Below are 12,574 nucleotides of genomic sequence, written 5' to 3' on the forward strand. Positions count from 1 at the left end.
TTTATGGAAAGAGACAGGATAAAGGCGTTAATTACTTTGCTGGATGATCCCAATCAGGAAATCTTTGATTCCGTGGAAAGTGAATTGATGAAAGCCGAGGTTGAGATTGTACCGGAGTTGGAGAAGGCATGGGAAGAACACCCAGATGGCGTATTCCAGCACCGGATTGAGAACATTATACATTCTCTTCAATTCAGAGATGTAAAAAAACGTTTTCGGGCATGGGTGGCATTCAACGGTGAAGATCTTCTTGCGGGTGCCTGGCTGGTGGCGCGTTATCAGTATCCTGAACTTAAATTTGAAGAGATTGATGAAGTCATAAGCAACCTTCGAAAGGATGTTTGGCTTGAACTGAATGAGCATCTTACTGCCCTGGAAAAAGCGCGTATTCTGAATCATATTTTATTTGATGTGCATGGTTTTTCGCGCAACAACAGTAATTTTCTTTCGCCTCAGAACTCATTTATCTGTGATGTTCTGGACACACGGAAAGGGAATCCTATCTCGTTGTCCATTATTTATTCTTCTATCGCTAACCGACTTGGACTACCGGTTTACGGAGTGAATCTGCCGAAAAATTTTATACTGGCTTATATGGATCATCCCGACTCCATGTTGAAGCAGGAATCAGATAATGAATCATCTGTCCTTTTTTACATTAATCCAATAAATAAAGGGGCAATTCTGGGACGTAAAGAGATTGAGCACTTTATTAAACAACAAAAACTCGAACCTAGAAATTCTTATTTCGAGCCATGTTCTAATCTTGACATCATCCGCCGGGTACTGAATAACCTTGTGTTGGGCTATGAGCATACAGGACAGCTGGTCAAAATTGAGGAGATAAGGGAACTGATTGCTATTATGGATGAGCATGCAAGCTGATGATGTATTGGTTTTGTCCGGTTTTCAGTAGGGGATTGCGTCGCTACCGTTTTGAGGTCAATTCTTCAACCCCTGATAGTTCCCATGGAAGTGGATAACCGTTTTTTTTCATGGTCTGTTTTAAATTTGGACGTTTAGAAATTCATGTTGAACTTATTAAAATTAAATATTGCTGATGACAAACAATGTTTTTGAAGGACTCTATCCTGAAAAGGTATGGGAATATTTTGGTGAAATTTGCCGCATTCCACGGCCATCGAAACACGAAGAGCAAATAGTTGAGTGGCTGCTTGCTTTTGCAAAAAAATACAATCTGGATGCTAAAAGGGACAAAATAGGTAATGTGTTGATTTGCAAACCATCCACACCCGGCATGGAAAAGAAAAAAGCTATTGTGCTTCAGTCGCATGTGGACATGGTGGGAGAGAAGAACAACGATAAGAAACATGACTTCTTTAAAGATCCGATTGTGCCTGTGCGTGCCGAAGATTGGATAAAGGCTGATGGAACGACTTTGGGGGCTGATGATGGTATCGGGATGGCAGCACAGCTCGCATTGTTGACAGCAAAAGATATTCCGCATCCGGCCCTTGAGTGTCTTTTTACTGTGGATGAGGAAACAGGTCTTACCGGTGCATTTAATCTTGAGGAAGGTTTTTTTGAGGGGAGGACTCTCATTAATCTGGACTCGGAAGATGAAGGCGAACTTTTTATCGGATGTGCCGGGGGGATTGATACGCTTGCCCGTTTTACCCCGGAATTTGATGACACACCGGGTGGTCACACAGCCATTGAGATTTCAGTGACTGGCTTGAAAGGAGGGCATTCGGGAGATGATATTCATAAAGGTCTCGGAAATGCAAATAAGATTCTAGTTCGTTATTTGTGGATGATGGCCCGCGATTATGATTTCAAGGTTGCCCGGATTGAGGGGGGGAACCTGAGAAATGCTATTGCTCGGGAAGCATCTGCGTTTGGAGTGGTACCCTCTAAATGTAAAGAGGAAGCCAGAGTGGTGTTGAATCTTTTTACCCATGAGGTGGAGCAGGAGCTGAGGCATACAGATCCGGGCGTAAAGTTGCGGCTGGGATCAACCGATCTTCCCGAAAAAGTTTTTTCTGCCGCCTTCCAGCAACAATTATTGAATTCTCTTTATGCCTGCCCGCATGGGGTGATGGAATGGAGTAAAGAGATTGACGGAATGGTGGAGACATCGACCAACCTTGCTTCTGTAAAAATGATTGATAACGAAATACTGGTTACCACCAGTCAGCGCAGTTCGGTGGAAAGTGCCCGTGACAATATTGCCAATATGGTAGAGAGTGTTTTTGGTCTGGCAGGGGCCCGGGTGAAACATTCCGACGGCTACCCCGGATGGGAGCCCGATATGAATTCACCTGTTTTAAAAGTGGCTGTTGATACTTATGAACAGCTTTTCGGCCAAAAACCGGAGGTGAAAGCCATACATGCCGGACTGGAATGTGGCTTGTTTCTTCAGAAGTATCCCGATACGGACATGATTTCCATCGGGCCTACAATTAAAGGAGCACATTCTCCCGACGAACGATTGCACATTGAAACGGTCCGCAAATTCTGGGATCACTTGTTGCTTATTTTAAAGTCGTAAAACTACTATCTAAGAGGCCTGAATTGTTTGAATTCAGGCTTCTTACCTTTTGTATGCATCTCCTTTATCAGTAAATCTTTGGCTGAACAGGATGCACAACCTCCGCCACATGCCCTTCCATTATCTGAAAAAATAGCTTTCCAGAATGAATAAATGGTATAGGCAAAGGCTCCACTAACTGCTAATCCTGTTAAAATTTCCTGTATCATAATAACCCTTTCTTTGTAATCTTTCTATTCAAAACTCAAAACTCAGAACTCAAAACAACTGTCCCCCCTGATAAATTATCAGTGACAAAAAATAGGCCAGTCCTGTGGTGTAAAAAATAGTGAAAAGTGCCCATTTCCAAGAACCTGCTTCTTTTTTGATGGCAGCAATTACCGCCACACAGGGGAAGTATATCAGAATAAATATCAGGAATGAAATGGCCGACAGGGTGGTAAATACCGGAGTCCCATCGGGATATTTATCGTTCTTAATTTGTTCTATCAACTGGGCGTTTCCACTTGCTTCTGCATCATCGGTTTGGTAAAGCACAGCCATGGTGCTTACCACAATTTCCTTGGCTGCCACTCCGCTAAGCAGGCTGACGCCCATCTTCCAGTCAAAACCCAGAGGTTGTATGGCCGGTTCAATGCTTTTTCCAATTTTTCCGATGTAACTGTTTTCATGGCGAACTCTTTCCTGAATGTGATTAAGTTCTGTCAGCTTTTCCTGTTTTTCTGCTTCCAGTTTTTCAGATAAATCAGCAGATGAATGTTGTTTTAGGGCAGAATATTTATGCACCAGTTCCTGCTTTTGGGTTTCAATAGCTTCTGTCTGTTCGTTCGACCGGGGATAGTATCCCAAAAACCAGATGATGATGGAGGCTACCATTATAACTCCACCCATTTTTTTTAGGTACTGGCTTCCTTTGAACCACATATGCCGGGTGGTACTCTTCAATGTTGGAAGCCGGTAAGGAGGAAGCTCCATGACGAAAGGAGTGTCTGATTTTTTAAACAAAAACCGCTTGAAAATTCTGGCTACAATAACAGCCAGTGCGATTCCTGTTCCGTATAGCAGAAACAACACAGTTCCGGGGTGTTCCGGGAAGAAAGCTCCTATTAGTAAAATATAAACTGGTAAACGTGCACTGCACGACATAAAAGGATTGATTAAAATGGTTAGTAACCTGTTGTTTCGATCCTCTATGGTGCGTGTTGCCATGATGGCCGGAACGTTACACCCGAATCCCATTATCAGGGGGATGAAGGATTTTCCATGCAATCCTATTTTATGCATTACTTTATCCATAATGAAAGCTGCCCGGGCCATATATCCGGTGTCTTCCATAAACGAGATAAAGAAAAATAATATCAGGATGTTGGGAAGAAATACAATGACTCCACCCACACCCCCGATAATACCGTCAACAACGAGGTCAGTAAATGGTCCTGGTGTCAGTACCGATGAGGCCCACTGCGAAAGCATCGCTACACCTTCTTCTATCCACCCCATCGGGTACTCTCCCAAACGGAAAGTTGTCTGAAACATCAGCCAGATAAAAAAGAAGAAAAAGGGGAATCCAAAGAGGCGATGGGTCAGCACGGAATCGATAAAATCTGTTTTACGCCTTCTTTGCTGCGGATTTTCTTTGTAGGTTTCCTTCATGGCTCCTGCAATAAAACCGTAGCGGGCATCGGTAATTACTGTTTCAGTATCTTCCTGAAAAAGGCTTTCCAGTTTCCCTGTTTGTTTTTCTGCCTCACTGATTATTGAGGAAAAACCTCCGGCAGCCACCTTGTCCTTGAAAACCCGGTCTTTTTCCAGTAGTTTTATAGCCAGAAAACGAGGGGATACATTGCTGGATATCTCGGGGTATCCTGCAGCAATCTGCTCAATGGAACCAATCGCTTTCTCTATGTTTTCCCCATAATTGATCTTTACCCTCCGTGCCTGTTCTGTTTTATCCTCATAAACTTCAACGACTGTTTTAAACAAATCGTCAACTCCGGTTCCTCTGGATCCAATTGTGGGCACAAAAGGGATACCCAACATCTTTCCCAGAAAGGGATAATCCAGTTTATCCCCTTTTTTCTGAAAATCGTCATACATGTTCAGCGCAACGACGGTGCGGACATCCATGTCGATGAGCTGGGATGTTAGATAGAGGTTACGCTCCAGATTGGATGCATCTACCACATTGATGATGATGTCGGGCAACTCCTGGCTGATGTGTTCCCGCACGAAAACTTCTTCCGGACTATAAGCCGACAGAGAATATGTTCCCGGTAAGTCTGAGACTCTTAAAGTATAGTCTTTGTAGTGAAAATTTCCGCTTTTGATGTCAATGGTAACGCCACTGTAGTTTCCCACATGTTCGTTGGCACCGCTGGCCTGGTTGAAGATTGTGGTTTTTCCGCAGTTTGGGTTTCCCACCAGGGCAACATTGATGGTTTTTCGTTTTTTGGTGGCGGTTCGCGTCAGTAAATCGTCGGTAATGGTTCCATGATAAGAGGTGGTTTCCAGCTCTTCTGCTTCTTTTCTGGATATCACTTCAATCAAAGTCGCTTCACTTCTGCGAAGCGAAACTTTGTAGCCCATGATACTGTATTCAATTGGATCTTTCAACGGGGCATTTTTGATAACCGTAACTTTTTTCCCCCGCACAAAACCCATTTCTATGATGCGCTTTCGAAAGGCTCCATGTCCCTTGACCTTTACTATTATCCCTTCCTGGCCGTTCGTTAACTCTGATAAGTTCATATATGGTAAAAACGTTCTTTTTAATTTGGTATTTGTAATTCATCAACAAGTAACATCGGTTTCGATTGTGCTTGCCACTTCCCGCATATCTTTCATCTATTTTAAAGTTTTCAAAAATAGCAAAAGGACATTTCACCGACAATCCCAACTTTTAGGGATTTTTCTAAGGATAAATGATCAAAATGGCAGCTTTCTTTTTGAATTTCTGACGCGATGGCAGAAAAGATTGAGTAAAACATTTAAGTAACCTTTTAGTTATACTTTTGGTAAGATTATTGAAGAAGTGAAGAAAAAAGGAGGATGCATGGACTTTTCAGGGACTTTTGAAGATTTTCAGAAAGTAATCAGGGAGAATGGTGGTGATATTCAGATTATGGAACGTGAGGTCGGCCTTGATACCCAGATGGCCTATATGCGCATTTCCAAGGAGGTGAAGAAGACTCTCTCACCGCTTAAGGCAATGGCGGGAAAGTATGAGTTGTGGGATGAGAATTCGTCCGCGAAAAGCAAGAGATATCGCCTGACAACCATTGCTTCTTTGGGAAGTCCGGATGCCATCAGAATACTTCAGGGTTATCAGGACGCACCCGACAGAGGCCTGGAAGACTGGACTTATCTGGCCCTTCAGGAATGCAAATTGATATTTCAGGCGTCTATGCTTGACCATCCCCCAATGTTTATTTCCACCGGATTGGGTGGCCGCGGCCAGCAACTTCGCTTTTTCGGAGCTTTTTTCTCAGAAGATGGTCAGCCTTTTGAAGATACCAGGAAAAAAGTCATTTCCGGTGAAGTCGAATATATGTTTAGTAAGTTTGGTGGAAAACTTGAGTTTTTAGCCTTTTCCGGTCAGTTTGTAACTTTTTGGGGATTGGTTCCGATTGATGTCTCGCTAAATGAAAAAGTTCAGGCGGCAATTGATGAGTCAAACCTGTTGGGGGCTGGTCTGAGAAAAGATTTTGTGTTGACCAATGTGAAAAAACTCACCTTTAATGAATTAGGAGGTATTCTGGAAAAAATAAAGAATGGAAAACTGGGAAATAGTAACGGGGAACAGCCATTTTGAAAACCTATAAAAAAAAACGAGATCTGATTTATTCGGATCTCGTTTTTTGTTCGATAAAATGACACTCTATTTACTGAGATCTTCAAAGTCAACATTGGTGTATTCAGCGGCGGAAAGAGAGTCTGCAGTCTCCTGCTCTTCTTCTTTTGGCCCCTCTTCGGTATAGACACCCTGTTCGGCCTGGATGAAATCAATCACCTCTTTCAGACCATCAGCAAATTTTGCAAAGTCTTCCTTGTAAAGGAACAATTTGTGTTTCTCGAATCGGAAACGTCCGTCATCTTCAAAACGCTTCTTGCTTTCGGTAATGGTCAGGTAGTAATCATTCTTCCGCGTAGCCTTTACATCAAAAAAATAAGTGCGTTTCCCGGCTCTTACCGCTTTTGAAAAGATGTCATCCCTGTCATTTCTCTTTTTGTCAAAGTCATCTTTTTTGTCAAATCCTTCCATCTTAAAATAAATTTTTTTGAGTAAGAAAACATTGTGTTTCTCCCGGTCAAAAATGGCAATAATTTTTTAAAATAACCAAAGATTGTTTACAAAATTATTCTAAAATTTAAACTCTTTAACTACAAGTTTGTTGTTTCCTCCTGATGTGACCCGATACCTGAGGTTTTTTATTCTGCTTTAGCAATGAATCTTTGTCATATTTAGTTGATGGTTCGAGATAATTGTAATCTTAATAAGAGGTTTTTAAAACAGCTGTGAGCGAATATTACAATGTACCCTGATTGATTTATAAATTGTCTGTTTATATACTCAACTGTCAGCCAAATACAAGCGTTCTCCACAAATTTGATTTGAAAATAGTTGGCTATTCGTAATCATGTAAAACCTCGTCATTGGCAAAAACACGAAGCAATCTCTTTTTATAATAGTAGTTTCTCCAGACAATCGTGAATATAAAAGGAGTTTTCAAACTTTTTCTTGATTGGTCCGTCTTATCTTATTTTCTTTATTTGTTGTTGGTATTTTAAGATATTTTGAGGTTTATTAAAATTTTGACAATCAGTATTTTGTGGTGATTGTGGGTGCATTTTTGCTAAATAAACTATTCCGTCCTTGTGCAAAATAAAAAAAGACCTACTTTTGTGGTTGAAAAATTATCAGAAGTAACAAAAGTTCTTTAACGAATGCTTAGTAGAAGACTGCTCCGAGTGAAAGTGATGCAAACAGTTTATGGTCATTTCAGGGGAGGTGAAAGCACCATCCAACAGACCGAAAAAGAATTGTTTCACAGTATTTCAAAATCTCATGAACTTTACCATTTACTCTTATTGTTGATTCTGGATGTTCGCGACTTTGCCGAAAAACGCATCGAAAACGGACTGAACAAGAAGAGACCTGCTTACGAAGACCTTCATCCTAATAAAAAGTTTATCAACAACCGGGTGATTCTTCAGCTGAGAGAAAATAAACAGTTGCTCAACTATATTGATGCAACAGGTCTTTCATGGAATAACAATGAGCAATACATCAAGGATGTGTTTAAAATCATTGTGGAATCCGAACAATACAAACAGTACATGGAAAGTGACTCCGATGATTATGAAACTGATCGGAAGTTCATATCCAAACTTTTCGAAAAAGTAATTGGTCAGTATCTCCCACTTTATTCTTTATTTGAAGAACAGAGTATCTTTTGGAACGACGAAGCTGAGTTTGTAGTGAGTATCGTGGTGAAGACACTCAAGGAGTTTGAAGAGGAGAAAGGCGATAATCAGCCTCTTCAACGGGAATTTAAAGACGATGAGGACAGGGCTTTTGTGAAAACACTTTTGCGGAAAGCAATTGTGAACAATGTTGATTATCAGGCCTTAATTAAAAAGTTTTCCCGTAACTGGGAGCTTGATCGGGTCGCTTATCTTGATATTGTCTTGATGCAAATAGCTATTGCAGAGGTTATGGAGTTTCCCGAAATCCCGGTTAAGGTTACACTTAACGAATATATTGAATTAGCGAAGCACTATTCCACACCTAAGAGTGGTAACTTCATTAATGGTATCCTTGATAAAATCATCACTCATCTGAGATCAGAAGAAAACCTGATTAAACTTGGAGATAATGGTAGCAAAACTGAAGAGTAAACTCTTTCTTCCAATGCTTACCTTTTTGCTGATGTTATCGGCCTGTAACGGCAGACAAAAACAAAATGATGCAGAAGGCGGTGGTGAAGCAGAAGCAGAAATATTTGGAGGTAATCCGGAGTTTGAGACATTGGAGCATAACTTCGGAGTGCTTGATTATGGCGAAGAGGTGGGGGCCAGGTTTGGGTACAAGAACACCGGTGAAGGATTATTAATGATAGAAAGAGTGGTTACCGGTTGCGGATGTACAGTGGCCGAATATTCCGAAAAACCCCTGAAATCGGGTGAAACAGGTTTTGTGGAGGTCATTTTTGACAGTCGTGGCAAAAGAGGAAGTCAGTTTCAGGAGGCTCGGGTTTTCTTTCGGGGCCATAAAACGCCCGTCCGGTTATCTATTTTTGCTGAAGTCGGTAAAAATTAATTATATTGCAAAATTATTTTTCGGAACTGTTTTTGCTGATAAGGTTTGACAGTTCAGAAATAGTATAGAACCAAAATTTATTGATATTATGATGAGTTTGTTTTTACAAGCAGCAGGAGAAGGCAGCCAGGGTGGCATGTTGATGCAACTATTGCCTTTTCTTTTAATTATTGTGGTGTTTTATTTTTTCATGATTCGCCCTCAGGTTAAAAGACAAAAAGAATTGAGAAAATATCGTGAAAGCCTCAAGAAAGGGGACAAAGTTGTAACTACCGGTGGAATTTACGGAAAAGTGACTGAAGTTAAAGAAAGTCATGTGGTAATTGAAATTGCCAACGATGTGAATATTAAAGTCGATAAAGCCGGCATTATCATGGATATGTCCGATGCTGCAAAAAAATAACAGCTGCAGGCTGATTTTTTTAAATTATTGTTTTAGCCTGCTTTATTCATGAATTATTGTAATGAGATGTTCAAATATCAAGAAATACAATCAACCGCAAATAAAATGGGTGCAGGAAATAAAAAATTATTTTCAAATCTATTTTGTTGAGGACGGTTGTATTTCGCAGATAGTTGTGCATCGGAATAAATTATTTGTGAATTAAGCAGGTTTAAGAAGGTCAATGATTATTTTTGTAAATCATTGGCCTTTTTTATTAGGGTTGATTCACAAAAACAAAACGGAGCCGGGGGATTTTTTTTTGTAGGTTGTTTTTCGTTAATTATCTCAATATCTAGTAAAGGCTTACTAATAAAAAATTATCTGTATGTCTTGGAGCGGTTTTCTTGATTATCTGCAAAATCTCAGGGGCAACCTTTGGGATTGGTTTGACAAGGTTCGTCAGGATCGAAACGTAATTGTGTTTCTTATTTTTCTTATTATTTCTACCGGATTCTGGTTCCTTAATGCGCTTCGTAAAGATTATACCGCCACATTGGTTTATCCGGTAAAGTTTGAGAATATTCCCGAGGATAAGATGCTTCCTGATGACCTGAAAAAGAAGATTTTTCTCAAAGTTCGGGCCGGTGGATTTGTGATTCTCCGGTATCAACTGAGCAATACATTTCTTCCGCTTACGTTTGATGTCTCCGAAATGAAATCGTTTTCCTCCGGTAATGAGCATGGAGTTTATACCATTACGAAAGAGGGGCATAATCGTATTGTTGGTCAACTGTCGCAAGGGATGGAGTTGATGGAGATTGAACCCGATACCTTGTTCGTTCCTCTAATGGAAAGAGGTAATGCCAAGGTTCCTGTGTTTATTGAATCACAACTCACCTTCGAAAAACAATTTCTTCAAAGCGGACCTGTGGTTTTAAATCCCGACTCGGTTGAGATTTTTGGTCCTAAAAGAATGATCGATACTTTGAAGCAGGTAACTACAAGGCCTCTGTTTTTTGAGAATCTCTCTGATACGGTTACTACCATGGTAAATATTGAACTTCCTCCTCAGATTAAATCTCCTGTGAAAAGGGTGAATGCCATGATTCCCGTGGAGCCTTTTACCGAACTTAATGTTAGTGTGCCATTACGGATAAATGGTCTTCCGGACAGTTTAAGAATAAAAACCTTCCCTTCTGAAATTCAAATCTCTTACCGTGTTGGAATCAGTAAGTATGAAAAAATTGACAGGAATATGTTTCGGGCAGTAGTGGATCTGGAAAAAGTTTTTGAAGAAGAACGTCCGGATCGTTTAAAAGTCAGAATGGAAAGAGTGCCTGATGAGGTGGAATCGTATAATTTTTCTCCCATCTTTGTAGAATATTTGTTGGAAAAAAAACGATAAGGTTTGATAAAGGTTGGTGTTACTGGTGGAATAGGCAGTGGCAAAACCACTGTATGCCGGATATTTGAGTCTTTCGGAGTGCCGGTTTATTATGCGGATGATCGTGCCAAATTACTGATTGTTGAGAATGAACAACTGCGTTCCGGTTACCAGCGATTGTTTGGAGTGGATGTTTATACCCGGAACGGCCAGTTGAACAGGGGATTGGTGGCCGAAAAAATCTTTAACGACCAGAAACTTCTCCAACAGGTTAATGATCTTGTTCATCCGGTTGTGCATCATGATTTTCAGGAATGGTGCAATAAACAGTCTGCTTCGTATGTTATTGAAGAGGCTGCCGTGTTAATTGAGAGTGGGGGGTACAGGTTTATGGATAAAGTGATTCTGGTTACTGCTCCTGAAAAAAGAAGAATTAACCGTGTGATGGAACGTGACGGTAATTCCAGAGCAAAAGTGGAAGAGCGAATTAACAACCAATGGAATGAGGAGCAGTTAAGACGCTATTGTGACTTTGAGGTGAAAGCAGACGATGTTCATCTGGTGACCCCTCAGATTTTAAATATACATAATGAATTGATTAAATAATGGGATTTTTAGGTTCTTTAATAGGTTTTGGATTAGGATGGTGGGTTTTTGGCCCCATTGGAGCTTTGATTGGAATGTTTCTGGGAGGTCAGGCCGAGGCTGCTACCTCAGAGGGGCAGCGTCCTCGTGGGATGAGTGGTGGAAGTGCCCGTGACGGATTTGTGGTTTCACTTCTTGTGCTGATGGCCGCAGTTATGAAAGCCGATGGCAAAGTGTTGCGCTCCGAACTGGATTTCGTGAAGATATATTTGCGAAACATGCTTGGTGAGGATAAAACCAAAGATGCACTCAATGTATTGCGTGATCTTATGAAGAAAGATATTCCTTTAACAGAGGTGTGTCACCAGGTTCGTGTAAATGTAGGATATGATAGTCGTGTGCAACTACTGCATCTTTTGTTTGGATTGGCAAAGGCTGACGGTCAACTCAATGCAGTTGAAGTTCAGATGATTCAAAGAATTTCCGGATTGCTTGGAGTTTCTTCCACCGATTATCAGGCTGTCCTTAATATGTTTTATGATAATGTTGAGGCAGCTTATAAAGTTCTGGAAATCTCATCTTCTGCAACAAATGAGGAGGTAAAAAAGGCTTACCGGAAAATGGCAGTTCGTTTTCATCCGGATAAGGTAAGCCATTTGGGGCCGGAGTTTCAGAAATCAGCCAATGAAAAATTTGCCAGGGTTAACGAAGCTTATAACAAAATAAAAAAGGAGAGAGGGATGAATTGATACATCCACTGCTTTGTCATATTAATGTTTGTATTATTTTTGCAGCCTTAATTTAAATCTGAAGGAACATGTTGAAAGGAATTCTTGCAATTTCAGGGAAGCCCGGGCTTTTCAAAATGATTACGAATGCTAAAAACAGCATTATTGTGGAGTCGCTTATCGACGGGAAAAGAACACCCGCATATGCATCCTCCAAAATCAGCTCACTTGAGGATATTTCTATCTTTACAATCGATGGAGACACAAAACTTGCTGATGTGTTTGTGAATGTTTTTGAGAAGAATCTGGATGTAAATCCCAAGAAAGCCTCCTCAAAGGAGCTTAAGGATGCTTTTGGGGAAGCATTACCTGATTATGATGATGAAAGAGTTTATGTTTCTGACATCAAAAAAGTGTTTGCCTGGTATAATCTGCTTAAAGAAAAAGAGGTGATTTCGGCCGATGCCATTGAAGCCTATAAGAAAGGTGAGGATGAGGAGAACACTGAAGAGAACACTGAAGAAAATAAGGATTGATAAAATTTACATTCTGATTAACTGAATGTTATCTTTTTATTTGATTTTTATTGCTCTTTTTATTTGGAAAAGCGGGAAACAATGCGTTATCTTTGCACCCGCTTTGCAAGAGAGACCAAGGGGTC

Annotated in this window: 13 protein-coding genes; 10 read left to right on the forward strand and 3 right to left on the reverse strand. The window is 40.6% G+C overall.

Annotated features, from left to right (window positions below; all coding sequences use genetic code 11):
- Positions 1 to 3 precede the first annotated feature (3 nt).
- The gene (locus tag W7W_RS0117690; protein ID WP_010664997.1) at positions 4 to 885 is read left to right on the forward strand and encodes a transglutaminase-like domain-containing protein; all 882 of its coding nucleotides are present in this window, start codon (positions 4 to 6) and stop codon (positions 883 to 885) included.
- A 175-nt stretch (positions 886 to 1,060) separates the two neighbouring features.
- Entirely contained in the window at positions 1,061 to 2,512 is a 1,452-nt protein-coding gene (locus tag W7W_RS0117695) for an aminoacyl-histidine dipeptidase (RefSeq protein ID WP_010664998.1), read from the forward strand.
- Between the two features lie 5 nt (positions 2,513 to 2,517).
- Here the strand turns inward: W7W_RS0117695 and W7W_RS0117700 are convergent, their stop codons facing one another.
- A complete protein-coding gene (locus W7W_RS0117700) occupies positions 2,518 to 2,721 on the reverse strand; it encodes a FeoB-associated Cys-rich membrane protein (RefSeq protein WP_010664999.1) in 204 nt (67 codons plus the stop codon).
- A 49-nt stretch (positions 2,722 to 2,770) separates the two neighbouring features.
- Complete coding sequence (gene feoB / locus W7W_RS0117705; protein WP_029510662.1) at positions 2,771 to 5,260, reverse strand: ferrous iron transport protein B; 2,490 nt, start codon at positions 5,258 to 5,260, stop codon at positions 2,771 to 2,773.
- Positions 5,261 to 5,564: 304 nt separating this feature from the next.
- On the opposite strand from feoB, the gene W7W_RS0117710 reads away from it, so the two are divergent.
- The gene (locus W7W_RS0117710; RefSeq protein WP_010665002.1) at positions 5,565 to 6,323 is read left to right on the forward strand and encodes a hypothetical protein; all 759 of its coding nucleotides are present in this window, start codon (positions 5,565 to 5,567) and stop codon (positions 6,321 to 6,323) included.
- Between the two features lie 66 nt (positions 6,324 to 6,389).
- Here the strand turns inward: W7W_RS0117710 and W7W_RS0117715 are convergent, their stop codons facing one another.
- Complete coding sequence (locus W7W_RS0117715) at positions 6,390 to 6,773, reverse strand: DUF3276 family protein (RefSeq protein WP_010665003.1); 384 nt, start codon at positions 6,771 to 6,773, stop codon at positions 6,390 to 6,392.
- A gap of 683 nt (positions 6,774 to 7,456) precedes the next feature.
- Between W7W_RS0117715 and nusB the strand changes: the two genes are divergently transcribed.
- The 7 genes from nusB to W7W_RS0117760 all read left to right on the forward strand — a co-directional run bounded on the left by nusB (position 7,457) and on the right by W7W_RS0117760 (position 12,449).
- Positions 7,457 to 8,410, forward strand: a complete 954-nt coding sequence (gene nusB, locus W7W_RS0117720; protein ID WP_010665004.1) for a transcription antitermination factor NusB — start codon at positions 7,457 to 7,459, stop codon at positions 8,408 to 8,410.
- Positions 8,388 to 8,831, forward strand: a complete 444-nt coding sequence (locus W7W_RS0117725) for a DUF1573 domain-containing protein (protein ID WP_010665005.1) — start codon at positions 8,388 to 8,390, stop codon at positions 8,829 to 8,831. Before nusB ends, W7W_RS0117725 begins: the two co-directional genes overlap by 23 nt.
- Before the next feature lie 88 nt (positions 8,832 to 8,919).
- The gene (gene yajC / locus W7W_RS0117730; protein ID WP_010665006.1) at positions 8,920 to 9,234 is read left to right on the forward strand and encodes a preprotein translocase subunit YajC; all 315 of its coding nucleotides are present in this window, start codon (positions 8,920 to 8,922) and stop codon (positions 9,232 to 9,234) included.
- Positions 9,235 to 9,601: 367 nt separating this feature from the next.
- On the forward strand, positions 9,602 to 10,621 hold the full coding sequence (locus W7W_RS0117745) for a YbbR-like domain-containing protein (RefSeq protein WP_010665007.1): 1,020 nt from the start codon (positions 9,602 to 9,604) through the stop codon (positions 10,619 to 10,621).
- Between the two features lie 3 nt (positions 10,622 to 10,624).
- Positions 10,625 to 11,206, forward strand: coding sequence for a dephospho-CoA kinase (gene coaE / locus W7W_RS0117750; RefSeq protein ID WP_010665008.1), 582 nt, complete (start codon positions 10,625 to 10,627; stop codon positions 11,204 to 11,206).
- Positions 11,206 to 11,934 (forward strand): TerB family tellurite resistance protein, encoded by a 729-nt coding sequence (locus tag W7W_RS0117755; protein ID WP_010665009.1) that lies wholly within the window; start codon positions 11,206 to 11,208, stop codon positions 11,932 to 11,934. Before coaE ends, W7W_RS0117755 begins: the two co-directional genes overlap by 1 nt.
- Positions 11,935 to 12,002: 68 nt before the next feature.
- Positions 12,003 to 12,449 carry a DUF5606 family protein gene (locus W7W_RS0117760; RefSeq protein ID WP_010665010.1) on the forward strand — a complete coding sequence of 149 codons (447 nt, stop codon included), beginning with the start codon at positions 12,003 to 12,005 and terminating at the stop codon, positions 12,447 to 12,449.
- The last annotated feature ends 125 nt before the right edge of the window (positions 12,450 to 12,574 follow it).

Source organism: Marinilabilia salmonicolor JCM 21150 (assembly GCF_000259075.1).
GTDB lineage: Bacteria > Bacteroidota > Bacteroidia > Bacteroidales > Marinilabiliaceae > Marinilabilia > Marinilabilia salmonicolor.

Coding starts and splice junctions, on each gene's coding strand:
- W7W_RS0117690 (WP_010664997.1), top strand. CDS start 4: ATGGAAAGAGACAGGATAAAGGCGTTAATTACTTTGCTGGATGATCCC.
- feoB (WP_029510662.1), bottom strand. CDS start 5,260: ATGAACTTATCAGAGTTAACGAACGGCCAGGAAGGGATAATAGTAAAG.
- nusB (WP_010665004.1), top strand. CDS start 7,457: ATGCTTAGTAGAAGACTGCTCCGAGTGAAAGTGATGCAAACAGTTTAT.
- W7W_RS0117760 (WP_010665010.1), top strand. CDS start 12,003: ATGTTGAAAGGAATTCTTGCAATTTCAGGGAAGCCCGGGCTTTTCAAA.
- W7W_RS0117710 (WP_010665002.1), top strand. CDS start 5,565: ATGGACTTTTCAGGGACTTTTGAAGATTTTCAGAAAGTAATCAGGGAG.
- yajC (WP_010665006.1), top strand. CDS start 8,920: ATGATGAGTTTGTTTTTACAAGCAGCAGGAGAAGGCAGCCAGGGTGGC.
- W7W_RS0117755 (WP_010665009.1), top strand. CDS start 11,206: ATGGGATTTTTAGGTTCTTTAATAGGTTTTGGATTAGGATGGTGGGTT.
- W7W_RS0117745 (WP_010665007.1), top strand. CDS start 9,602: ATGTCTTGGAGCGGTTTTCTTGATTATCTGCAAAATCTCAGGGGCAAC.
- W7W_RS0117700 (WP_010664999.1), bottom strand. CDS start 2,721: ATGATACAGGAAATTTTAACAGGATTAGCAGTTAGTGGAGCCTTTGCC.
- W7W_RS0117695 (WP_010664998.1), top strand. CDS start 1,061: ATGACAAACAATGTTTTTGAAGGACTCTATCCTGAAAAGGTATGGGAA.
- W7W_RS0117725 (WP_010665005.1), top strand. CDS start 8,388: ATGGTAGCAAAACTGAAGAGTAAACTCTTTCTTCCAATGCTTACCTTT.
- W7W_RS0117715 (WP_010665003.1), bottom strand. CDS start 6,773: ATGGAAGGATTTGACAAAAAAGATGACTTTGACAAAAAGAGAAATGAC.